The following is a 20,807-nucleotide window of genomic DNA, read 5'->3' as shown; positions in this document are numbered from 1 at the left end:
CCTATACGATACGATAAAAGGAAACCCAAATGGCCAACCCAAGGTAACTCTTCCAATGGAGATCTTTGATGCAAAAGCATTTTCAGACAGTACCGAGGATCAAGTCATGTGGTTTGGTCATTCGACCCTATTGATGAAGGTCAGTGGAGTGAAGCTTCTGCTAGATCCAGTATTCAGTAAATACGCCTCCCCCGTTGCTTTCGCGGGGCCAAAGAGAAGAGATATAGCAATAAGCCGCTAGCACAGATTGAGGATTTGCCTGACATCGATGTAGTCTTGATATCGCATGACCATTATGATCATCTGGACTATGAGTCTATCCGCAAGCTAAAAGGAAAGGTCAAACAATTTATCGTTCCGTTAGGGGTCGCTGGACATTTGACAAAATGGGGCGTAGATTCAAGCCAGATTAAAGAGCTGTACTGGTGGGAGTCCATTAAAAAATAATGCTTGCCTTAAAGTGAACTTTAAGGGTTACGATAACTCACGAGCCAAGCTCAATTCGTGATCTGGAGGGAATACACTTGAGTAAAACCATTTTAATCACAGGCACATCAACAGGCTTCGGCAAAGAATTGGTTCTTCAATTTGCGAAGCGTGAATGGAATGTCGTCGCTACCATGCGGGATACATCGAAAGCTGCCGCTGAATTTAGCCAATATAGTAATGTACAAGTCCTGGCCCTGGATATTACTAATCAGGAAATGACCCACGAGGTTGTGGATGCGGTAACGCGCCAATATGGACGAATTGATGTGCTGCTCAATAATGCCGGATATGCTCAAGCAGGTATTTTTGAAGAAGTATCCGTTGACCAAGCACGTCAGCAATATGAAACGAATGTGTTTGGTGTAATGACCACCATTCAAGCCGTTCTTCCACAGATGCGGGAAAATCGCTCGGGTCACATTATCAATATCTCATCTATGGGTGGCGTACAAAGCTTGCCAACGCTGTCTATCTACTGTAGCTCTAAAGCAGCGCTTGAAAGCCTGAGTGAAGGTCTGGCAGCTGAGGTTAAGGGCTTGGGCGTAAACCTTACCCTTGTAGAGCCTGCAGGATTCAAGACAGGTTTCCAAGGAAATACACAAGAAATTACAAGCGATATCCCGGACTATCAACCGCTGTATGATTGGTATAATGATCTTGCTGAGACCGCGCCTTATGGCGATGTTGAAAAAGCCATGTCAGCGGTTGCTGATATTGCCGGCACAGACAATCCTCCAAGAAGACTGGCTCTCGGAAGCATGGGACTGGTGATGGCGCGTACGCAGCTGAATGGCATGCTTGAGGAATATGACAAGTGGGAACACATTACAGCAAGCGCAGATTAAATTGAAAGAAAGAGGAGTGGATAATACATCCGCTCCTCTTTTGCATAATAAAGAATCCATCATCTATTTATAAAAGCTAGTAATTATAGTAATGACAACATTGATCGTTGTGCCAAAGCACAGAAAGGTACCGATTTTTGCGCCCCAATCTTTGAGATGATTTAACCCTAATAGGACATCTGACACCGTAAGAACCAAGACAGCAAGAGCCAAAATGGTATGATTATGAAGTCAAAAGTTATCCCCTAGATATTCAATCACAGGAACGCCATTTTGAAAAGGACATTATGATGTAGCCAGACTCCACTCCAAGCGGAACAAATCATAGAAATCCGATATGAGACGGTGGAGCGAGCGGGCCCTTTTTTCTACAATGCGAAGATAGCTCATTTTTTCCTGAATCGAAACCTTAACCCCTTCGGGAAGAGAAGCAGAGTCCTTCTTTATCCGGCTCCCATTTACATGTCCACTATTGTTCATTACACTTGGTTTATAGTACCTACTTAAATCCAAACTCAGATGATCAGGAGGAATATATTTATGCATCAATCCGCACATATTCAGGAATCCAGAGACTACATATTAAACCGTATTAATGATAAGCCTGTTGTGGGCATGATTCTGGGATCAGGGCTAGGAGCGCTCGCCGACGAGATCGAGAATGCTACCGTCATTCCATATACGGACATTCCCTATTTCGCTCAATCCGAGGCTATTGGTCATGCCAACGAATTGGTCATCGGAGAACTGATGGGCAAGACAGTCATAGCGATGAAAGGACGCCTTCATTATTATGAAGGATTTACACTGGGTGAAGTCACGTTCCCGGTTCGGATTATGAAAGCACTGGGTGTCGAGCAGTTGATCATCACCAATGCCTGTGGGGCGATCAATACCAGCTTCGAACCTGGACAGCTTATGCTGATTACCGATCATATCAATCTGGTAGGCAATAATCCGCTGATGGGGCCGAATAATGCCGAGCTGGGCGTGCGTTTCCCGGATGTGTCACAGGTATATAATCGTGAATTGCGCAGTATTGCCATGAAGGTAGCGGAGGAGCAGAATGTTGGTTTGCAGCAAGGAGTATATGCATGGTGGAGCGGTCCTGCGTATGAGACTCCAGCCGAGATTCGCATGATTCGTACGATGGGCGCGGATGCTGTGGGTATGTCGACGGTACCTGAAGCGATTGTAGCTATTCATGGCGGGATGAAGGTACTGGGCATTTCTTGCCTGACCAATATGGCCTGCGGCATTCTGGATCAGCCGTTAAGTCATGATGAAGTGATTGAAGTTGCGGCAAAAGTGAAAACTACCTTCATCGGACTGGTTGAAGGTATTCTGAAAGAGATGTAATCTGTAATCGAGAAGGATGTTTCCTTTCAAAGCACTAATATTAAGCATTGTCCAAGACGGAGTGATTCCGTTGGGCAGTGCTTTTTTTACAAGATGAACATGTGCAAAAATATTCCTATATCGGTCAAAACGACCTATAATAATAAAGATTGAAGCAAAAAGGATCGGCTTTAGGCTGAAAAAGGAGACTGATAGAAATGGAAGAATTGGGCCCTACTGAGTACGTCATTTTTGAAAGGATTCAAGCAAACTGGTTAAGAGGTTTTGAAGGAGTAGGAGGGAAGCTTTTCCTTACTAATGAACGATTAGTTTTTATTCCTCATGGCCTGAATTTTCAGACGGAATGGGTTCAAATCGAGATCTGGGCTATGACTAAGATTGAGAAAAGTGCAACATGGGGACTAATCCCTAATGGAATTACCATTACATTGGACAGTGGACATGTCTTCAAGTTTGTTGTCTGGAATCGCTCTAAGATTATCAAGGAGATTGTACAAGCCAAGAGAATTAATAACGAAATAATGTAAGAGCTTGAGATGAAGTACATAAACCAAAAAAATGTGGGAGAATAAAGTGAACGGAGTTACCCTGGCCCTAGACCAGGGTATTTTCAATCTAAATAGCATCATTGTAGAGCAAAAGGAGAGTGAGCAAGTTTAAAAATATTGATGCACTATATTAGGAAGGCTTCTTTCAGACACGCATTAATTCTATGATATTTTTATTTAGCTTTCTAGGGAGATACACTCTTTTTATGTTTAATGAAAAACAAAAGAATCGCTCCCTGGAGTGCAGGCATCAAGCCGCACCAGGGAGCGATTCTTTTATGTTGGATTTAATAGGATGCGGGCCAGAGAAGCAATAGTGAACATAGAATCAGACCTGAACCGCCGCCCAAGGTATAGACCGTGAGCTGGCGGAGTAAGGACTTTTTCCAGAACGGCAGAGCTGTCTGGGTGCGAATCCGTTCATTTTCCCGTTGCAGGGCGTTGGATTCTCTGACAAACATGCGCTTGAGATCGCTGAACCCTTGCAGAAAGGGGTTCATGAACCCACTTTGCAGCACATGGATTGCTGTTCCGGCCAAGAGACATATCAGGCCGGCGACAAACAGCTGGTCTGAACCTTCATGTAGGCCACCGGAGCCACCTAGTATTCCGCAGAAGTCCAGCAGATAGGCGGCCAGGGCCGCTATCAGACCGGACAGAGCGTAACGGATAAACATTACTCGGATACCCGCTTGGTGAAGCGGAGATCCGGGTTGGAACGAGTATCAAAGATAACGCCCTCAATACTTGGACTAATCAATGCAGTGTCGGCAGAGAAGAGGATCGGTATAATTGGCAGTTCGTCCATTAGAATGGCCTCCGCCTGATGCAGCTCTTCAAACCGTTTAACTGGATCAAGCTCAAACGTGGATTCGCTAATCAACTTGTCGTATTCAGGATTGCTCCAGTTGGTGAAGTTGTTGGAGTTCTTCGATGTGTAGTGTTCCAGCACACCCAGCGGGTCGAGGAAGTTTCCTTCCCAGCCCATACGTGCGACTTGGAAATTCTTTTGCTTGAAGGTATCGATGTATGTTTTCCATTCCTGATTCTCCAAGTTGACTTCAATACCCAGATTGGTTTTGAGCATTTCCTGAATGGCTTCGGCTACTTTTTTGTGTTTGTCGGATGTATTGTATTTGAAGGTAACAGTCGGGAGTGCAGACAAGCCTTCTTCTTTCAATCCTTCCGCCAGCAATTCTTTGGCTTTTGCCGGATCGTACGCATAATATTGGGTTGGCGCCTCTTCCCGGAAATCTTTGCCGGATGGTGCTGTTACGCCGTAAGGGACATATCCGAAAGCTGGTGTTTCACCGCCCTTGGTTACACTTGTCGTCAACGCTTCACGATCGAGTGCATAAGCGAGGGCCTGTCTGATCTTTTTGTTCGTGAAAGGTTTTTCCTCCACATTGAAGGAGTAGGTATATACGCTGAACGAAGGATGTGACAGGAATTCCGCATTGTTCCGCTCCTGATCAAGCGTATCCACTGGCAGGGAGAGGATCAGGTCAAGCTCACCCGTTTTGAACAGTTGATAGTACGTGTTGGAGTCCTGAACCATTTTGAAATGGATGGTATCCATCGTGATGTTGGATTTATCCCAGTATTGATCATTTTTAGCCAGCGTAATTTGCTCATTATGTTTCCATTCCTTAGCAATGTAAGGACCGTTACCTACGATCGTATCGGCTTCTGCTGCCCACTTCTCATTATTGTCCACAACGGAAGCTTGAACCGGCAGATAAGCATGGCCAACGACAATGGTTGGGAAGAAGGCCAACGGAGATTTCAGCTCAACCACCAGTGTATGATCATCTTTGGCGGTCACGCCGACATCCTCAGCTTTTCCTTTTCCCGTGTTATAAGCTTCTGCACCTTTAATGTAATACAGAGAAGAAGGGTCATAAGCAGCAGTCGCAGGGTTCAATACACGTTTCCAAGAGTATTCAAAATCCTTGGCAGTTACAGGTTCATTATTCGACCATTTTGCATCGTCGCGAATGGTAAACGTGTAGGTTTTACCGTCCGGCGATACATCGACTTTGCTGGCTGCGCCTTCAACGATTTTGCCTGATTTGTCGTATGTATACAGTCCCTCATACAGATTATCAATCACCCAGTAGGATGTCGTGTCGGATGCCAGTGCAGGGTCTAGTGTGTATGGTTCTCCACCGGCCAGATTGGTGTTCAGTACTTGCTCAACGTTTGCCGCTGCTGCCTGATTGTCCGGTTTTGAAGCAGTTTCACCATTGTCGGTTGTAGAACTGGAGCAGGCACTCAAGGCAACGGATGCTGCCAGCAAGAGAGAGACGGCCCAGTTCGTTTTTGTTTTGTTCATTGTTCATTCCTCCATTAATGATTAATTCGTGTTATTCGTAAAGATGACATGCTACCCAGTGTCCTGTTTCGACCTCCCTTCCGGCAGGCATGCGGTTTGCGCAAACATCCATCGCGGCGAAACATCGTTGATGAAACGGACAGCCCGCCGGGGGATGAATGGGACTGGGCGGATTTCCTTGGAGGCGAATACGCTCCCTTTGCCCTTTTAAACGGGGATGTGCGGCGGGAATGGCCGACAGCAGCGCCTGAGTGTAGGGGTGGAGCGGATTGGCAAAGAGATCGTCCCGTCCGGACAGTTCCATCATTTTACCTAGATACATGACTCCGATCCGGTCGCTGATGTGCTTCACCATAGCCAGATCATGCGCGATAAATAGATACGTCAGTTCTTCTTCACGCTGCAGATCCTTCAGCAAATTGACGATCTGTGCCTGAATGGACACATCCAGCGCGGAAATGGGTTCATCCGCTACGATGAAACGCGGCTTGACGGCAAGTGCCCGGGCTATCCCTATGCGCTGGCGCTGTCCTCCGCTGAATTCATGCGGGAAGCGGTGAGCGTGATCCGGGTGAAGCCCGACGCGCAGCAACAAGTCCGCGATGATGTCTTTTCGAGCTGCTCCTCGTGCCAACTTGTAAGCGTCCAGCCCCTCAGCGATAATATCCCCGATGCGAAGCCGCGGGTTAAGCGAAGCGTGCGGGTCCTGAAAGATCATCTGCAGATGGCGGTTCAACTCCCGCTTCTCACGCGGCTTGGCCTGTCCGATATCTTGTCCGTTAAACAAAATCTGTCCTTCCGTAGCTTTTAGCAGCCCCACGATGGTTCGACCTAGTGTAGATTTGCCGCTGCCGCTCTCGCCGACAAGTCCGAGTGTTTCTCCCCGACGGATGTTCAGGCTGATGCCGTCAACGGATTTGACGGTCAGATTGGACGGGCCGTGAAAATGCTTCTTCACATTGCGAATTTCAATTATAGATTCGGTCATACTCATTCCTTTCTGCCGGGATACGATCATCGACTTGAGGAGCTCGAGGATCGTTTAGCCAGCATCTAGCACTGTGTTTTGATGAAAATATGGTTGCATCAGGCATTTCCGTCAAACAGATATCCATCGTGTGCGGACATCGGTCTGCGAACGGACAGCCAGGCGGGAGCGCAGCAATATCCGGGGGCGAGCCCTCAATAGGAATTAGCCTGTCATGTTCTGTATCATCCAGTCGCGGGGTGGACTGGAGCAGTCCCCACGTATATGGATGGCGTGGCCGATCAAAGATATCCTCTACCGTGCCGGTCTCCACAATGGTGCCTGCATACATGACAGCAACGCGGTGAGCCACTTCGGCGACAACGCCCAGGTCATGGGTAATCAGCAAAATTGAACTGCCCGTTTGCTGCTGCAAGCTGCTTAGAATATCCAGAATTTGCGCCTGAATAGTAACGTCGAGAGCGGTCGTTGGCTCATCGGCTATCAGCAGCTTGGGATCACAGGCAAGCGCCATCGCAATGGCAACCCGCTGACGCATTCCGCCGCTGAATTCATGAGGATATTGATGATAGCGGCTTTGTGCATCAGGAATACCCACGAGGTTTAGCAGTTCTACAGATCTGGCCCGAGCATCTTTGGGCGATAGTTTGCGGTGCTTGCGAAGTCCCTCGCCGATCTGAATACCGACCTTCATCGTTGGATTCAGAGAAGACATGGGGTCCTGGAATACCATGCTGATCTCGGAGCCTCGGATTCGGCGCATGGCTTTAGCGGATAATCCGCTGATAACTCGCCCCTCAAAGCGAATTTCGCCGCTGCGAATGCGGCCGTTCGGTGACGAAAACATACCCATCAGGGAACGGGCGGTCACGCTTTTTCCACTCCCACTTTCGCCGACGATGGCAAGTGTCTCTCCTTCATCGACGTGAAAAGAAACATCTCTTACAGCTTCAAGTTCTTTGTCACGTGTGGCAAAAGAGACCTTTAAATGATTGACCTCCAGTAAATGACTCATGGTGTGAACCTCCTTAACGGTTGGAGCGCGGATCAAAAGCATCCTGCAGCCCATCACCGAAAGCGTTAAATGCAAACATGGTGAGCGAGATCATTAGACCGGGAAATAACAGTCTCCACCATTGTCCGCTCAGAATGACCCCAAGCGAATCGTTGGCCATCGTCCCCAAGCTGGCGATGGGTGACTGGATACCGAGTCCCAAAAAGCTCAGAAAGGATTCGGAGAAAATAGCGGAGGGAATCGTGAAGGTCAGGTTGACGATAATGATTCCAGCCGCGTTAGGCAGCAGGTGCCTGAAAATAATCTTGGCATGGGATGTGCCGAGCTTCTGCGCTGCGAGCACGTATTCCTGTTGTTTCAATTGCAGGATCTGACCTCGGACGACGCGGGCCATACCAACCCAACCCGTAATGGACAGGGCAATAATCATCGTTAACAATCCCGGTTTCATAACGACAAGAAGTAGAATGATAACCAGCAAATACGGGATACTGTACAAAATTTCAATGATTCGCATCAAAAGGCTGTCGATTCGATCGCCTGTCCGTCCTTGTCCGGCGCAGTAGCCGGCGATTCCGCCAATCAGGACACCAAGCACGAGGTCTATGGCTGCAGCAGTAAAGCCAATCAGCAGCGATATACGAGCTCCTGACCAGGTACGGGCCCATATATCCCGTCCGAGATCATCCGTGCCAAACCAGTGATCAGCCGAGGGTGGCAGATTGGTCTTGAGTAGGGACTGTGAGCTTGGCGAGTAGGGAACCAGTAACGGACCTACCAGAGCCAGCGCAATAATTACAACGAGCAACAACAAGCCAAGTAAAGATAATCGATGGCGAAAAATACTGTATGTACGTTGTTTCCATAAGGAAAGACCCGGGCTGGCTATACGGTTCGCAGTCAACTGGCTTCGATCTGCCGGTGTGAAGCGAGGGTCCGATGTAATGGGGTCTGTAGTTGTAGCTTTCATGCTAATCTCCTTTGCTGGACAGCTTGATTCTCGGATCGACGATCCGGTACGACAGGTCGATCAGGAAGAGGGTAACCACCAGAATGACACTGTAAAAGATCGTCGTTCCCATGATGACCGGGTAATCACGATTGAAGATGCTGTCCACAAAATATTTGCCGATTCCCGGAATGGCAAATATCTTTTCAATCACGAAGGTGCCGGTGATTACGGAGGCGAAGAGCGGCCCGATAAAAGATAATACCGGAATGAGTGCGTTTCGCAGTCCGTGCCGGATGACGACTGACCAGGTAGACAATCCTTTGGCTTCTGCTGTTCTTATGTATTCCTGCTGCAACACATCCAGCATGCTGGTCCGCATGAAGCGGGCGATGACAGCCAGTGGCGTTACCGACAAAGCCAGCGAGGGCAGTATCGTATGCTGCCAGGTTCCCCAGGATGCAACGGGGAAGAGCCTCCATTGGACAGCCGCATATTTAATGAGCAGCGGTGCAAGAATGAAGCTCGGGACGGATATCCCGATGATGGCAATGAACATGGATATGTAGTCCAAGGGCCTTTTGTGGAATAGGGCGGCGACCGTCCCCAGTGCAATGCCTGCAATCAGTGCAATGACAATGGACTGGATGCCAAGAAGGGCGGAGGGCGGAAACCCTCTTGCGATCAACGTGTTGACATCGGTCGTTTTGGACTGGATGGAGGGTCCCAGGTCCAGCACCAGCAAATTTTTCAAATACAGCGCATACTGGACAGCAAGTGGTTCATACAGATGGTATCTTGCACGCATATTTTGCAGGACAGCTTCAGGTATCGTTTTGGAATCGTTGGAAAAAGGGTCGCCAGGGATCATGTGCATGATTAAAAAGGTCAGCGTCACAATGATCCAGAGCGTCAAAAGCATGGTGAAAAAGCGTTTAACAATATACATGATGCAAATCTCCTGTTCTGTTTCTCTAGGCACTCTTCCCATTTAATCTACTACTGTTCAATTAATCTTTGCACAGATATGCACACATTCGAAGTGGAATGCGAGAAACTATTAAAAGCTGATAAGAATACTAGGTATATTAAAGTGGTTTGTATATATTGTCAACATTAGGTTGTTAGGTTTGTCACCTTGGATAACTCTCAGAACCTAAAAATGGCTTGCTTTTTCCTGTATAATTGGGGTCAGATGAATTTATCAAATCCCCCACGGACCAATGATCCATCGAATCCTATATAGACAATATTAATAGCTCGAATGAAGAATAAAATAATCGGAAAAGAAGGAGTCTTCCAATGATCCAAATAACCATGCGTCAATCCAAGCAGACAGATCAGGAGCACCTTGCAGAATTGCGAGCCCTGGTTCTATATGATGACCTACATAGGTTGGGAAGGTACGATGAGGTGAAGGTTCGTGAACGTTTCCGTAATACATTCGACCCTGTCCACACATGGATTATTGAGGTCGAGGGTGCATGGGTGGGGTGTGTAGCGATGAAACCCAAGTTGGAGGAGATACTACTGGAACATTTCTATATCCATCCCGACTATCAGGGTAAGCAAATAGGAACTCAAGTGCTGAACATGCTGCTGAAACGGGATGAGGTTAAGGGCAAACGTGTTATTTTAAATGTATTGCAGGGCAGTCCGGCTCGGCGTTTGTATGAACGTTTTGGGTTTGTTTTGGACAGTGAAGATGAGGTGGATGTGTTCATGTCCGTTCAAGTGCAGTAATCGTTACGGTCAAAATAGAAGCATCTAACAGATCCATTCATTTAATTCTTGAATGGGTCTATTGAACTTTTCTATTATACTTTCCAGTGACGGTATCCTAATATGGATAATAACCTACTTTTTATATAGGAATTATATAGTATGGAGAATACCAAGATGCCGCATTGGAAGCGAAATCTGTATATTCTGTGGTTTGGCCTGTTTTTCAATCATATGGCTTACACCTTGTCTGTTCCGTTCTTTCCGCTGTTTCTGCAAAATGATCTCGGTATTCTGAGTGGGCTGGAAGTCTGGTCCGGCATTTCGATCTCGATCAGCTTTCTGATCAGTGGACTATGTGCTCCCTTCTGGGGATCGCTGGCTGACAGATACGGCAGCAAACTGATGCTGATTCGTTCGGGCGTTGGTCTCGCCATTGCTCACCTGGCTAACTATTTCGTTTATGATCCTTACACGTTTATCGCTGTGCGGATATTTCAGGGACTTATGGCCGGCTTCAATCCTGCATCCATTACGTTGGTCGGCACCAATACACCGGAGAAGCATGTAGGTTATGCGCTTGGTGTCATCTCCACATCCACGGCTGCCGGAGGAATTCTGGGACCGCTTATGGGTGGAGTACTAAGCCATTGGATCGGACTGCGCGGTTGCTTTATCGCCTCGGGAATCATTACGCTGCTCTCGGCCGTGATGGTGATATGGGTAAAAGAAGCCCGCGGTCCCCGCACTGTGGTTCGCACAAGTATTCTGGGTGATCTGAAAAAAGCTGCCTCCACTCCGGGATTAATGCGGATCTATGGTTTGATTTTGCTCGTTTCGACTTCCGTGCTCATTATCGAACCTGTACTGACGCTTTATGTTGTCCAGATTGGTGGAGACGTCAGTAGTGCAACACTTAGTGCAGGAATCGTCTTCTCGGCCATCGGCGTGGCAACGGTAATTATGGGGCCGCGTTGGGGACGGATTGGAGGGAAGATCGGATACGAGAAAACGCTATTTATCGGTCTGCTGGGTGGCGGCATTGGCAGTTTACTGCAACTGACGGCGTATAACCTCATTTATTTTGGAAGTCTGCGATTTGTCTATGGCCTGTTCTTCGCTGCGGTGTATCCAGCCTTGAATGCGTTAATCATCAAATATGCTGACCGGGATTTCCGGGGAAGGGCTGTCAGTCTGAGTCAGACCGCCAATCAATTCGGTATTGTACTCGGCCCTTTACTCGGTGGTTTTCTTGGCGGATGGACGGGGATTCCTTTTATTTTTCTCCTAACAGGCATTGTACTTCTGGGAGCAGCCTGGACAGTCCGGTTAAGCGAAAGGAACGAGGCGAATAAACCGGGATTGGGCATGGCAGCAGCAGAAGCAGGCGGAAACAGCATAAAGAAATGATGAAATGATCCTCAGAGAAAAAAAGGTACTTGGACTGAATTAAATGGTCATCACTACAACATAGGGAGGAATTAATATGTCACAACGACGATTGAGATTGGGAGCAAACTTGAATGGAGTGGGAAATAGCATTTCTTTTTGGCGACACCCGGATATTCCGATCAATGCCAGCGTAAATCTGGATTTCTACAAGAAGCAGGCGATTAAGGCGGAGGAAGGGAAGTTCGATTTGCTCTTTATTGCGGACGGCCTCTTTATTAACGAGAAATCCAACCCGCATTTCCTGAATCGTTTTGAACCATTAACCCTGCTCTCCGTTCTTGCGGGAGCAACTTCACATATCGGGCTAGTTGCGACGTTGTCCACCTCATATAGTGAACCGTTCACAGTTGCAAGACAGTTTGCTTCCCTGGACCATATTAGTGGAGGACGAGCCGGATGGAACGTAGTCACTTCACCACTGGAAGGCTCGGCTCTGAATTTTGGCAAAGGTGAACATCCGAACCACGCGCTGCGCTACGAAATTGCAGAAGAACATCTGAATGTGGTCAGAGGCCTATGGGATTCCTGGGAGGATGATGCGTTTATCGGGGATAAAGAGAATGGTGTTTTCTTCGACCCATCCAAATTGCATACGCTGAACCACAAGGGAGATCACTTCTCCGTTCAAGGGCCACTCAATGTTGCGCGCTCGGAGCAGGGACATCCGGTCGTTTTCCAGGCAGGTTCTTCCGAATCCGGCAAGGATCTGGCGGCCCGATCGGCCGATGCTGTATATACGGGGCATGAGACCCTGGAGGAAGCTCAGGAGTTCTATTCGGATGTGAAAGCAAGAGCGGTGGCTTATGGACGTAAGCCAGAAGATATCCTGATCTTCCCTGGCATCGGTCCCATTGTGGGTAGAACGGAGGAAGAAGCGGAGCGCAAGTATCAGGAGATCGCGGAGTTGGTCAGTATTGACCAGGCACTGAATTATTTGGGCCGTTACTTCGATCATTATGACTTCGCCCAGTTCCCATTGGATGAGCCCTTCCCGGAGATTGGTGATTTGGGCAGTAACAGCTTCCGCAGTACAACGGATAAGATCAAGCAGCAGGCACGAGAACAGGGACTGACCCTCCGCCAAGTGGCATTGCTTGCATCGACACCTCGCACATCTTTCATCGGTACACCGGATCAGATCGCTGATCAGATTCAGGAGTGGTTCGAAGGCGAAGCTGCGGACGGTTTCAATATTCGCACAGTCGTGCCAAATGGATTGGCAGACTTCGTGGATCTGGTCGTACCTGTCTTACAAGAGCGCGGCCTGTTCCGTACCGAGTATGAGCATGAAACACTGCGGGGTAATCTGGGTCTTGAGATTCCACGCAATCGATATACATTGGAGACGGTAAAATAAATAAAATCACAATGATGTTATATCGGAACTGGCTTCCAGTTCAAAATGCTATAAAAGCGATCCAGAAAGCCCCTATCATAACAACAATCCCGCATACCTTGCTCAAAAAGTAATCAAAGTCGCTAGGTTCGGCATCGTTCGCCCAGAACGAACGAAGCGAGAGGTAGAAAAGGAAGTCTTGAAATTTTTGATAACGGAAGCTGCACCATCCGAAAATCACTGCGGCTAATGCGAGAAACAGAAAACCTGGAGCACCACGTGTGTAATGATATTCTGGGTAAGCTGCTGTTACAAGCGTTGCAGGAGAGAATTGTTCTTCCCCATCCTGAAGTACTCTTTGGCTGCCAACGTAAAAGAAGACCTCGGAAACGCTATTGCCTTTTGCATCAAAACTTATTAATTGTCCGGAATGATCTTGGACTTCATATTTGTTTCCGTTAGGATATATCAAGTTATACGTTGTGCTGAACGTAGAATCAATTTTCGTAATGAGATATTGCTGATGATTGATGTAAACAGTCCGCTCCTGATGATCAAGGCGTACTTGAATAGGATCTGCCGTTCCGCTGCGATAAGTCGTTAGAACACCTTGTTCACTATCGAGTGTGTACTTGTTGTTCTCAACATGGAAAATCGGCTCTGTGAAATAAGGTTTGGACTGGATTGCGACGATTACAGACACAACCAGAACGCATGAAAAGAAAATGAAGGTGGGTGATTTAATTTTTTTGAGTAACACTGCCATATAAACGCCATCCTTTCCACTTTGTTCTATATTACGCCATTGCGAGGAACGGGTTGCGAACTGTTACTGCCTGAATCACGACCGAATAACGACAACAGAAGAAACCAGCCAGTCGCCATCATCTGGGGACTGGCTGGTTTCTTTGGTTAAGCTGCTGCATTTATAGGATTATACCCTCAGATCAATCTCAAACGTCTTGATTTCATAAGGTTCAAGAGCAAAGGTTATCGGTGTATCATACAGGAGTTCGCCCTCCGGTACTTCCATAAGATTGCATTCTCTCCACGCGTGAATCCGTAGATCGCTTGTCAGTTCAAGCGTATTCATGCTGCCGGAATAATCATGAACGCGTACGATGACATGATCGGAATCCTCGGCTTTCTTGACTGCCGAGATCATGGCTGTGCTGCCGGACAAGGTGAACATGGATCGACTTGGCTGCTCTGATTGGCCCTGTGTATATCGAGCCGGAGCATTCAGAAGCCAGGCCTGCTGCACGGTTCCGCCAACCAGCCAATCTCCCTGGTGCGGAAGAAGAGCATAGGTGAAGCTGTGCAGTCCCTGATCGGCATGTGGATCAGGATGCGTAGCGCTCTTGATCAGGGTCAGACGCATGACGTTATCTTTAATGTCATACCCATATTTGGAATCATTCAGCAAACTGACGCCATAACCTCTGTCGGATAGATCAGCCCATTGATGGCCAACGGATTCGAAACGCGCCCAGTCCCAACTTGTGTTCCAGTGCGTTGGCCGTTTAACGTTACCGAACTGAATATCATAGGTGGCTTCAGTGGAGCGGATGCCAACAGGAAAGGCAACCTTCAGCAATTGTTGCTGTTCATGCCAATCCACCTCAGTGGCGTAATCGATTCGCCGATGCCCAGTATATACAGTCATGTTCTGCGTAATGGTGGAGCCAAGGTATTCCCAAGCGAAGCGAATCACGGCCTGAAGCGGCCCAGTCTCTACGACTTCAATGCTGGTGCATTTCGTAATCTCTCGCATATCCTCCTGATAGAAGATATCAATATCCCAGGCCTCATGGGCAAGCGGTTTGTCCTCGAATACCTGAAGCACGTTGCCTCTTGCACCTTTGGCAAGCACCTCACGGTGTGACTCTTTATCGTAAAGGCGTGTCAACTGCCCGTTCTCATTCCATTCGAGCTGATAGAACGGTGTTTCGATCCCATTGGCTGTGTGGATGAACGACGAATGCCCAGGGCTATCGTTTACCGTACTGCTCTGGAAGTGAACTGTGGTATACCCCAGCGAAGGAATATCCTTCACCTCGACGGACCAACGTGCATCCTGGTATTGAGCGTTCAGGATCTCACCGGAATCGCTCAGCCACGTCCCTGTTTCCAATTCGCCTGATGCCACAGGAATGCTCACAATTTCTGTAACGACCCATGGGGAGGAATTCCAAATGGTGTACGTATACGGAGATTCTCCGCTGCCAGCGATAGCCATCCGAGCCTGCGTGTCTACGTGACTGCCAATCTGCTCGGCTTCTGCATATTCAATTCTGCTATCCTCATACACCTCCGTGATGGAGGAACCGGGAATAATGTCATGGAACTGGTTGCGCAAAATGATTTTCCAACCCGCAGTCAGAGACTTCGCTTGATATAGATTCCAGTCATTGTGCACAATACTTTGCAATGCATTCAGCCATTCCGCTTCGCGGTAAGCCAGCTCAAGCTTGCGGTTCATCCGTTTGTTGTACGCCTGACTGGTATACGTTCCACGATGATACTCCAGATACAGTTCGCCATCCCATGTATGGATGTACGAATCGGTTTTCTCGACCGTCTCCTGCAGCTTTTCAAAATAATCATCTGCGCGTCCTGTCTTGACCTTGGGCAATCCGGGCAGTTGATCCAGCCGTCGTCTCATCTCCAGCATTTCGCGGTTAACTCCGCCTCCGCCGTCCCCGTATCCGTACGACAGCAGCAGATCCTGGTTCATCTCCTTATCGCGGTAGGCATCCCAGATGCCCTTGACCGTCTTCGGAATGATTTTTCCGTTATAGGTATAGAACCATGAACCCGGCTCGGACCAAGGCTCGGGTGTAGTAATGAAGTGGGTCAGCACTTCTGAGCCGTCAATTCCGCGCCAGTGAAATGTATCGAATGGCATGCGGTTGTATTGGTTCCAGCTGATTTTGGTAGTCATGAACGTATGAATGCCGGATTTTTTCAGAATTTGCGGCAGGGACCAACTGTAGCCGAATACATCGGGCAACCAGAGATATCGGCATTCCGTCCCAAATTCTTCTTTGAGAAAACGAGTGCCGATCAGCAATTGCCGGACCAGGGATTCGCCCGAGGTCAGGTTGCAGTCAGCCTCCAGCCACATGCCGCCGCCCGCTTCCCAGCGACCTTCAGCGACACGTTCCTTGATGGATTCGTACAGTTCCGGGTAGTCCTCTTTCACATATTCGTACAATTGGGGCTGTGTCTGAAGGAAAACATACTCCGGGAACATCTCCATCAGGCGCATGACAGTAGAGAAGGAGCGTGCGCATTTCTCGCGCGTATGCTTCAACCGCCACAGCCAGGCAACGTCAATATGAGTATGGCCGATACAAGTAACGGTCACATCAGAGGCTTTGTCCATCGCACTCAGTCGGACGCTCAGGTCATCTCTTGCCTCATGCACAGAGGTATAGAAGACATCAGACTTAGGCTGCGACCAATCGATCAGGCGGAAGGACCGCTGAAGCGCATGAAGCAGTTTTGTGCGTTCCGGTGCATGTGCATCCAGAATGTTGACCGTTTCCAGAATCGCCGACCCTGTAAATACAAGATCGTCAACAGCTTCATCCAACCAACACAGTTCTGCTTGTCTGAAAGTATGCGTCTGGTTGCGGGGCTGACCGCCACCTTCCAGACCGGACCATAAGCGGAAGACCAACTCGTTGGTACTGCCTGCGGCAGAAGCTGGAAAGAACACTTCCTTGTGGTTGGAATCTACGCCTTGAAACGGCTTGCCATCCCAGTAGAACAGTGATTCAAAGCCGGAATTGTTACCACCCCCGGTATCGCCGAAATCAAACAGTCCGACAATCCGTTTATCTTCCCAGGAGGCAGGGAACTCGACTTTTGTACGCAGCCACAAATAGAGATCTCGACCGGACCAACTTTCTCCTGTATGCATAGGCTTCCAATGGCCATCGTCTCCCGGCAGGACCGGGTTGATCTCTTCCCTGTGGTCTTCGCATGCAAGAAAATGATTTAAAGGCAAACGATCCCGGTAACGGAGCGCGGATAATTCATGAATACGTGCTTGTAGTTTGTTTTCAGTAAGAAACATCGTTAAAAACCCCCAGTTCATTTTATCGGGGAGTGATTCATATATAGAGAGCATCCAAAGCGAGTATGTATTACATAACTTTTATAGGGGAATGCGCCCATTATAGCGCTTCCATTCGCTTTTGACAAATTAAAATATGGATTACTGATTCTGAGCGCTGGTGATTGTCGAATTTAACCAAACGGTGATACACTGAGTTGGAAATGGGTCTGGAGGAGGTGTTCAGGCGCGAATGTCCAGGATACGAACCATCTATAAGAACTACTTGAAGAAAAAAATGTTCAACAAAATCCTCCTGTTTTATTCCATGGTCATGGTCCTGTTGTTCATCAGCATCTCGGTGCTGGCCTACCGCTACTATGAACAGCGAGTGGTACAGGAACAAATGGATGCGAGTTTGCAGGAGCTGGATATTGTCAGTATCAACCTGAATCAGCAGTACGAACGGCTGTATAATGCCGTGCAGCAGATTTATACCGACGCTATGATCGGCGATGATCTGAAGTATTTTTTGACTCATGAATACGAGGATTTTCTCAATTGGCGTCTGAACCAATATGCTTACAGCTATCGTACGGAGCGAGGGAACTTTGATTATCAATTACGTCTGCTGTTAAAGGATGAGGCTTCGATTGCAAATGTAGTCTTATACAGCACGGATCAGGATTTCTTCTATGTTCTTAACCGGGAGACCCAGCACTTTTACTATCACCCCAAGCTTTCTGCAGGGCATCAGGACTGGTTCCAGCGGCTGAGGAGTGCACCTTGGCAATACATGGGCAGCGAACCGCTTTTCGAAGGGAAAATGGCTGAAGAGCCTACCCCCTATAGCTACGCGAATGTGCTCAAAGATTCCGTGACATTGAAGCAGTACGGTGCAATTATGTTTGAGCTGAATACAGACCGTATCAAAGGGCTTCTTCGAGACAGACTCGACGGCAAGGATAGTCGGATCTTGCTGATGACAGGGGAAGGTGAAGTGATTTTCGATTCGCAGGGCAAGTATGACAACACCGTCTACCCGTACTGGGGGAAGATGAATTTGCCGGAGGATTGGGTAGATCTGGAGGAGCGCTCCAAGGTGCAGCTGCTGAATATCGGGAATACGGGAATGGTTGTGGCTTCTATTATTCCGGAATCGCAAATCAAACAGAGCCTTCAGGCGATTCGTTTCAGCCTCATTGGGATTGTGATTCTGTGCATCATGATTAGCATCGCGGTGACGTTCACCATCATCCGCCGTTATTCCAAAAAAATTCACAGACTCGTGCTTTACATGCGGCGCTGGCAGGAGGGTGATCTGAGTAAACGTATCGAGATGGAGGGGGAAGATGAGCTGCAGCAGATTTCGCAGAGATTTAATCATATGTGTGATCGGCTGGAGTCTTACATAGAAACGGTATATGTGTCGGAGATCAAACAAAAGAACGCGCAGCTTGTGGCTTTACAAGCCCAGATCAATCCCCATTTTCTGTACAATACGCTGGAAAGCATCCGCATGAAAGCCATCAGTTTGGGAGCCAGGGATGTTGGGCAGATGATCTACATTCTCGCCACGATGTTCCGTCATTTGATCAAAAAGCAGACACATGTAACCTTGGCGGAGGAAATAGAGCTGTGCGGTATGTACCTGGCTTTGGTCCAATATCGGTATGAGGACAAGCTGCACGTGGAGACCTATATTGAGAATGCAGCGGCGGGAAGCATGGTCGTCAAGTTGCTGGTCCAGCCGATTATTGAGAATTACATTGTGCATGGTTTTCGTACGAATGATGATGATAACCGGATCTCCATCACAGCTGAAGAAGAGAACGGCGTGATTTGTATCCGTGTGAAGGATAACGGAAAGGGGATTTCCGCGGAGAGATTACTTGAACTGCAACATGGGTTGCATAAGAGCGATGAAGCTGCTGAGACATCTGACCGATCTTTAGGTCTTAAGAACGTGCACGACCGCATACGTCTGAATTATGGCAATGATTATGGTCTGCACCTGAACAGTGTGGAGGGCGAAGGATGTGAGGTGACAATCAGCATTCCAGTTACAAGGGAGGAAACGGGATGAGAAGTGTAATGTTGGTCGATGATGAGCCGCTTATTGTCAAAGGAATGCAAGCTATTATTGATTGGGATCAGAATAACATGCAGATTGCCGGAACGGCCTGCAATGGGTTGGAAGCGCTAGCAATGATGGACGAGGGTCCTGTCGATCTGATTATTACGGATATCATGATGCCGCAAATGACCGGACTTGAACTGATCCGGGAGACTAAAGCGCGCAATCCATATACTAAATTCATTATTTTGAGTGGTTACGAAGAATTCAAATATGTGCGGGAGGGCATCTCGCTGGGGGTCGAGAACTACCTGCTCAAGCCAGTCAATATGGATGAACTGGAAGCGACCATCAAGCATATGCAGCGGGATTGGGAGCACGAAGAGATGCGCCAGATTCAAATGGATCAGAGCTGGAGGATTCTGCGCAACAATATTTTGCAGCGGTGGGCGAACGAGACCATTGACGCCAAAGAATTCCGTGAGCGTGCGCAGCTGCTTGAGATCCCCATGAACAAGTCCACATATTGTGCGGCTTCTCTGCGGATTGTAGGCGATGACAAAGGGGATGATCCCCAGATGTATCTGCCGGGAATTGCTGAGAAATGCGAGCTGCTCGGGAACAAAGGCCTCCCGGATGGCTGTGGTATCATCTGTTTTCCCGATCAGGACGGAGACATCATGCTGTTGTTCGTTTCAGTCGGTATGGAAGGTAGTGATGAATGGCAGATTCAGGCACTTAACAGGATGAAGCAAGCGGTCGCCGAGGACACAGGTGCACGTGTATGGGGGATCATTGGTCAATCCGAGTCGACCTATTTGGGTTTTCCGAAGAGCTGCAAGTCCGTAAAGCTGTGGCTTCAGAATCATTTATTTATGGATTGTGATACCTTCATCATGCAAGTGGAGAACGAAGATACCAATCAGCATCAAGAGAAGCCTGGGCCAGCGATGGAGCAGTTCCACAAGCTGCTGCGGGATGGGGAAGGTCCTGAGGTGGATCGGTTCATCGACGAATTCTTCATTGTTGAGGGTAAGGAACCCTGCCTCCCGAGAACACCGTTCTTCAATTCTGCGATCCAGCTTATGCTGGCCGCCAAGGAACTGGAGAAAACGCCTGACTACGGGGACATCTTCGGGCCCCTGTCCAGAATTCATACGCTCAGCAAATTGAAACAATTGGTCAGAAAGGTTGTTCATCGCACGCTGGATACATATCATACCGCCGAGAAAACGTACAGCCCGCATATCATGGCTGTGCTGGAGGTGGTGAAAAATCACTATCAGGATGAGCTTTCACTTAAGACGCTCAGTCAGAGGCTGGAGCTTCATCCGAACTACCTCGGCCAATTGTTCCAGCAAGAGGTCGGTACCACTTTTTCTGATTATGTGAACCAGTACCGAATTGAGCGTGCGACTCATTTGCTGTTATATTCGGACAAAAAAACGGCAGAAATAGCGGGCGAGGTGGGCTATTGGGACTCCACATATTTTTACAGACAGTTTAAGAAATATGCTGGCGTTTCTCCTACGGAGCTGCGTTCTATCTACATGAAAAAATAAGCCGGGGCTCCGGCTGAATAAGACACTCCCCATGTGGGGGGTGTCTTTTTTGTTATGGAATGACTAT

Annotated in this window: 17 protein-coding genes; 9 read left to right on the top strand and 8 right to left on the bottom strand. The window is 48.2% G+C overall.

Annotation, left to right across the window (positions count from 1 at the left end; genetic code table 11):
• The first annotated feature begins 180 nt into the window (after positions 1-180).
• The 4 genes from AC3ITG_RS24760 to AC3ITG_RS24745 all read left to right on the top strand — a co-directional run bounded on the left by AC3ITG_RS24760 (position 181) and on the right by AC3ITG_RS24745 (position 3,220).
• The gene (locus AC3ITG_RS24760) at positions 181-447 is read left to right on the top strand and encodes an MBL fold metallo-hydrolase (protein ID WP_489254527.1); all 267 of its coding nucleotides are present in this window, start codon (positions 181-183) and stop codon (positions 445-447) included.
• Positions 448-524: 77 nt separating this feature from the next.
• Positions 525-1,334, top strand: coding sequence for an SDR family NAD(P)-dependent oxidoreductase (locus AC3ITG_RS24755; RefSeq protein ID WP_413373004.1), 810 nt, complete (start codon positions 525-527; stop codon positions 1,332-1,334).
• A gap of 540 nt (positions 1,335-1,874) precedes the next feature.
• Positions 1,875-2,693 carry a purine-nucleoside phosphorylase gene (locus AC3ITG_RS24750; RefSeq protein WP_489251656.1) on the top strand — a complete coding sequence of 273 codons (819 nt, stop codon included), beginning with the start codon at positions 1,875-1,877 and terminating at the stop codon, positions 2,691-2,693.
• A 197-nt stretch (positions 2,694-2,890) separates the two neighbouring features.
• The gene (locus AC3ITG_RS24745) at positions 2,891-3,220 is read left to right on the top strand and encodes a GRAM domain-containing protein (RefSeq protein ID WP_053781552.1); all 330 of its coding nucleotides are present in this window, start codon (positions 2,891-2,893) and stop codon (positions 3,218-3,220) included.
• Between the two features lie 308 nt (positions 3,221-3,528).
• Here the strand turns inward: AC3ITG_RS24745 and AC3ITG_RS24740 are convergent, their stop codons facing one another.
• Genes AC3ITG_RS24740 through AC3ITG_RS24715 form a run of 6 tightly spaced genes read right to left on the bottom strand, consistent with a single transcriptional unit; the run spans position 3,529 to position 9,477 of the window.
• Positions 3,529-3,918 carry a DUF3899 domain-containing protein gene (locus tag AC3ITG_RS24740; protein WP_413373000.1) on the bottom strand — a complete coding sequence of 130 codons (390 nt, stop codon included), beginning with the start codon at positions 3,916-3,918 and terminating at the stop codon, positions 3,529-3,531.
• On the bottom strand, positions 3,918-5,576 hold the full coding sequence (locus AC3ITG_RS24735; RefSeq protein ID WP_489251655.1) for a peptide ABC transporter substrate-binding protein: 1,659 nt from the start codon (positions 5,574-5,576) through the stop codon (positions 3,918-3,920). The genes AC3ITG_RS24740 and AC3ITG_RS24735 overlap by 1 nt, the downstream gene beginning before the upstream one ends.
• A 31-nt stretch (positions 5,577-5,607) precedes the next feature.
• The gene (locus AC3ITG_RS24730; RefSeq protein WP_053781549.1) at positions 5,608-6,564 is read right to left on the bottom strand and encodes an ABC transporter ATP-binding protein; all 957 of its coding nucleotides are present in this window, start codon (positions 6,562-6,564) and stop codon (positions 5,608-5,610) included.
• Complete coding sequence (locus tag AC3ITG_RS24725; RefSeq protein ID WP_489251654.1) at positions 6,545-7,579, bottom strand: ABC transporter ATP-binding protein; 1,035 nt, start codon at positions 7,577-7,579, stop codon at positions 6,545-6,547. Before AC3ITG_RS24725 ends, AC3ITG_RS24730 begins: the two co-directional genes overlap by 20 nt.
• Before the next feature lie 13 nt (positions 7,580-7,592).
• Positions 7,593-8,549 carry an ABC transporter permease gene (locus AC3ITG_RS24720; protein WP_489251653.1) on the bottom strand — a complete coding sequence of 319 codons (957 nt, stop codon included), beginning with the start codon at positions 8,547-8,549 and terminating at the stop codon, positions 7,593-7,595.
• Between the two features lies 1 nt (position 8,550).
• Positions 8,551-9,477, bottom strand: coding sequence for an ABC transporter permease (locus AC3ITG_RS24715; protein WP_489251652.1), 927 nt, complete (start codon positions 9,475-9,477; stop codon positions 8,551-8,553).
• Between the two features lie 353 nt (positions 9,478-9,830).
• Between AC3ITG_RS24715 and AC3ITG_RS24710 the strand changes: the two genes are divergently transcribed.
• From AC3ITG_RS24710 to AC3ITG_RS24700, 3 genes are all read left to right on the top strand, one after another.
• Positions 9,831-10,271 carry a GNAT family N-acetyltransferase gene (locus tag AC3ITG_RS24710; RefSeq protein WP_413372995.1) on the top strand — a complete coding sequence of 147 codons (441 nt, stop codon included), beginning with the start codon at positions 9,831-9,833 and terminating at the stop codon, positions 10,269-10,271.
• Positions 10,272-10,412: 141 nt separating this feature from the next.
• Entirely contained in the window at positions 10,413-11,660 is a 1,248-nt protein-coding gene (locus tag AC3ITG_RS24705; RefSeq protein WP_489251651.1) for an MFS transporter, read from the top strand.
• Positions 11,661-11,736: 76 nt separating this feature from the next.
• Positions 11,737-13,059 carry an LLM class flavin-dependent oxidoreductase gene (locus AC3ITG_RS24700; RefSeq protein ID WP_489251650.1) on the top strand — a complete coding sequence of 441 codons (1,323 nt, stop codon included), beginning with the start codon at positions 11,737-11,739 and terminating at the stop codon, positions 13,057-13,059.
• Between the two features lie 40 nt (positions 13,060-13,099).
• Here AC3ITG_RS24700 and AC3ITG_RS24695 read toward each other — a convergent pair whose 3' ends face one another.
• Both AC3ITG_RS24695 and AC3ITG_RS24690 read right to left on the bottom strand, forming a co-directional pair.
• The gene (locus tag AC3ITG_RS24695; RefSeq protein ID WP_489251649.1) at positions 13,100-13,804 is read right to left on the bottom strand and encodes a DUF6199 family natural product biosynthesis protein; all 705 of its coding nucleotides are present in this window, start codon (positions 13,802-13,804) and stop codon (positions 13,100-13,102) included.
• A gap of 168 nt (positions 13,805-13,972) precedes the next feature.
• Positions 13,973-17,122, bottom strand: a complete 3,150-nt coding sequence (locus tag AC3ITG_RS24690; RefSeq protein ID WP_489251648.1) for an alpha-mannosidase — start codon at positions 17,120-17,122, stop codon at positions 13,973-13,975.
• Positions 17,123-17,354: 232 nt separating this feature from the next.
• Here AC3ITG_RS24690 and AC3ITG_RS24685 point away from each other — a divergent pair, with 232 nt between their 5' ends.
• Both AC3ITG_RS24685 and AC3ITG_RS24680 read left to right on the top strand, forming a co-directional pair.
• Positions 17,355-19,187, top strand: coding sequence for a cache domain-containing sensor histidine kinase (locus AC3ITG_RS24685; RefSeq protein ID WP_489251647.1), 1,833 nt, complete (start codon positions 17,355-17,357; stop codon positions 19,185-19,187).
• Positions 19,184-20,740: a response regulator transcription factor gene (locus AC3ITG_RS24680; RefSeq protein ID WP_489251646.1), complete on the top strand. Its 1,557-nt coding sequence runs from the start codon at positions 19,184-19,186 to the stop codon at positions 20,738-20,740. The genes AC3ITG_RS24685 and AC3ITG_RS24680 overlap by 4 nt, the downstream gene beginning before the upstream one ends.
• The last annotated feature ends 67 nt before the right edge of the window (positions 20,741-20,807 follow it).

This window comes from Paenibacillus sp. GL_099_B (genome assembly GCF_057835695.1).
This window is presented reverse-complemented; position numbering and strand designations above follow the sequence as displayed.

Bases quoted from the DNA above. Each gene is read 5' to 3' on its own strand.
- AC3ITG_RS24745 (WP_053781552.1), top strand. From the start codon at position 2,891: ATGGAAGAATTGGGCCCTACTGAGTACGTCATTTTTGAAAGGATTCAA.
- AC3ITG_RS24680 (WP_489251646.1), top strand. From the start codon at position 19,184: ATGAGAAGTGTAATGTTGGTCGATGATGAGCCGCTTATTGTCAAAGGA.
- AC3ITG_RS24750 (WP_489251656.1), top strand. From the start codon at position 1,875: ATGCATCAATCCGCACATATTCAGGAATCCAGAGACTACATATTAAAC.
- AC3ITG_RS24705 (WP_489251651.1), top strand. From the start codon at position 10,413: ATGGAGAATACCAAGATGCCGCATTGGAAGCGAAATCTGTATATTCTG.
- AC3ITG_RS24730 (WP_053781549.1), bottom strand. From the start codon at position 6,564: ATGACCGAATCTATAATTGAAATTCGCAATGTGAAGAAGCATTTTCAC.
- AC3ITG_RS24735 (WP_489251655.1), bottom strand. From the start codon at position 5,576: ATGAACAAAACAAAAACGAACTGGGCCGTCTCTCTCTTGCTGGCAGCA.
- AC3ITG_RS24685 (WP_489251647.1), top strand. From the start codon at position 17,355: ATGTCCAGGATACGAACCATCTATAAGAACTACTTGAAGAAAAAAATG.
- AC3ITG_RS24690 (WP_489251648.1), bottom strand. From the start codon at position 17,122: ATGTTTCTTACTGAAAACAAACTACAAGCACGTATTCATGAATTATCC.
- AC3ITG_RS24715 (WP_489251652.1), bottom strand. From the start codon at position 9,477: ATGTATATTGTTAAACGCTTTTTCACCATGCTTTTGACGCTCTGGATC.
- AC3ITG_RS24740 (WP_413373000.1), bottom strand. From the start codon at position 3,918: ATGTTTATCCGTTACGCTCTGTCCGGTCTGATAGCGGCCCTGGCCGCC.
- AC3ITG_RS24720 (WP_489251653.1), bottom strand. From the start codon at position 8,549: ATGAAAGCTACAACTACAGACCCCATTACATCGGACCCTCGCTTCACA.
- AC3ITG_RS24710 (WP_413372995.1), top strand. From the start codon at position 9,831: ATGATCCAAATAACCATGCGTCAATCCAAGCAGACAGATCAGGAGCAC.
- AC3ITG_RS24695 (WP_489251649.1), bottom strand. From the start codon at position 13,804: ATGGCAGTGTTACTCAAAAAAATTAAATCACCCACCTTCATTTTCTTT.
- AC3ITG_RS24725 (WP_489251654.1), bottom strand. From the start codon at position 7,579: ATGAGTCATTTACTGGAGGTCAATCATTTAAAGGTCTCTTTTGCCACA.
- AC3ITG_RS24700 (WP_489251650.1), top strand. From the start codon at position 11,737: ATGTCACAACGACGATTGAGATTGGGAGCAAACTTGAATGGAGTGGGA.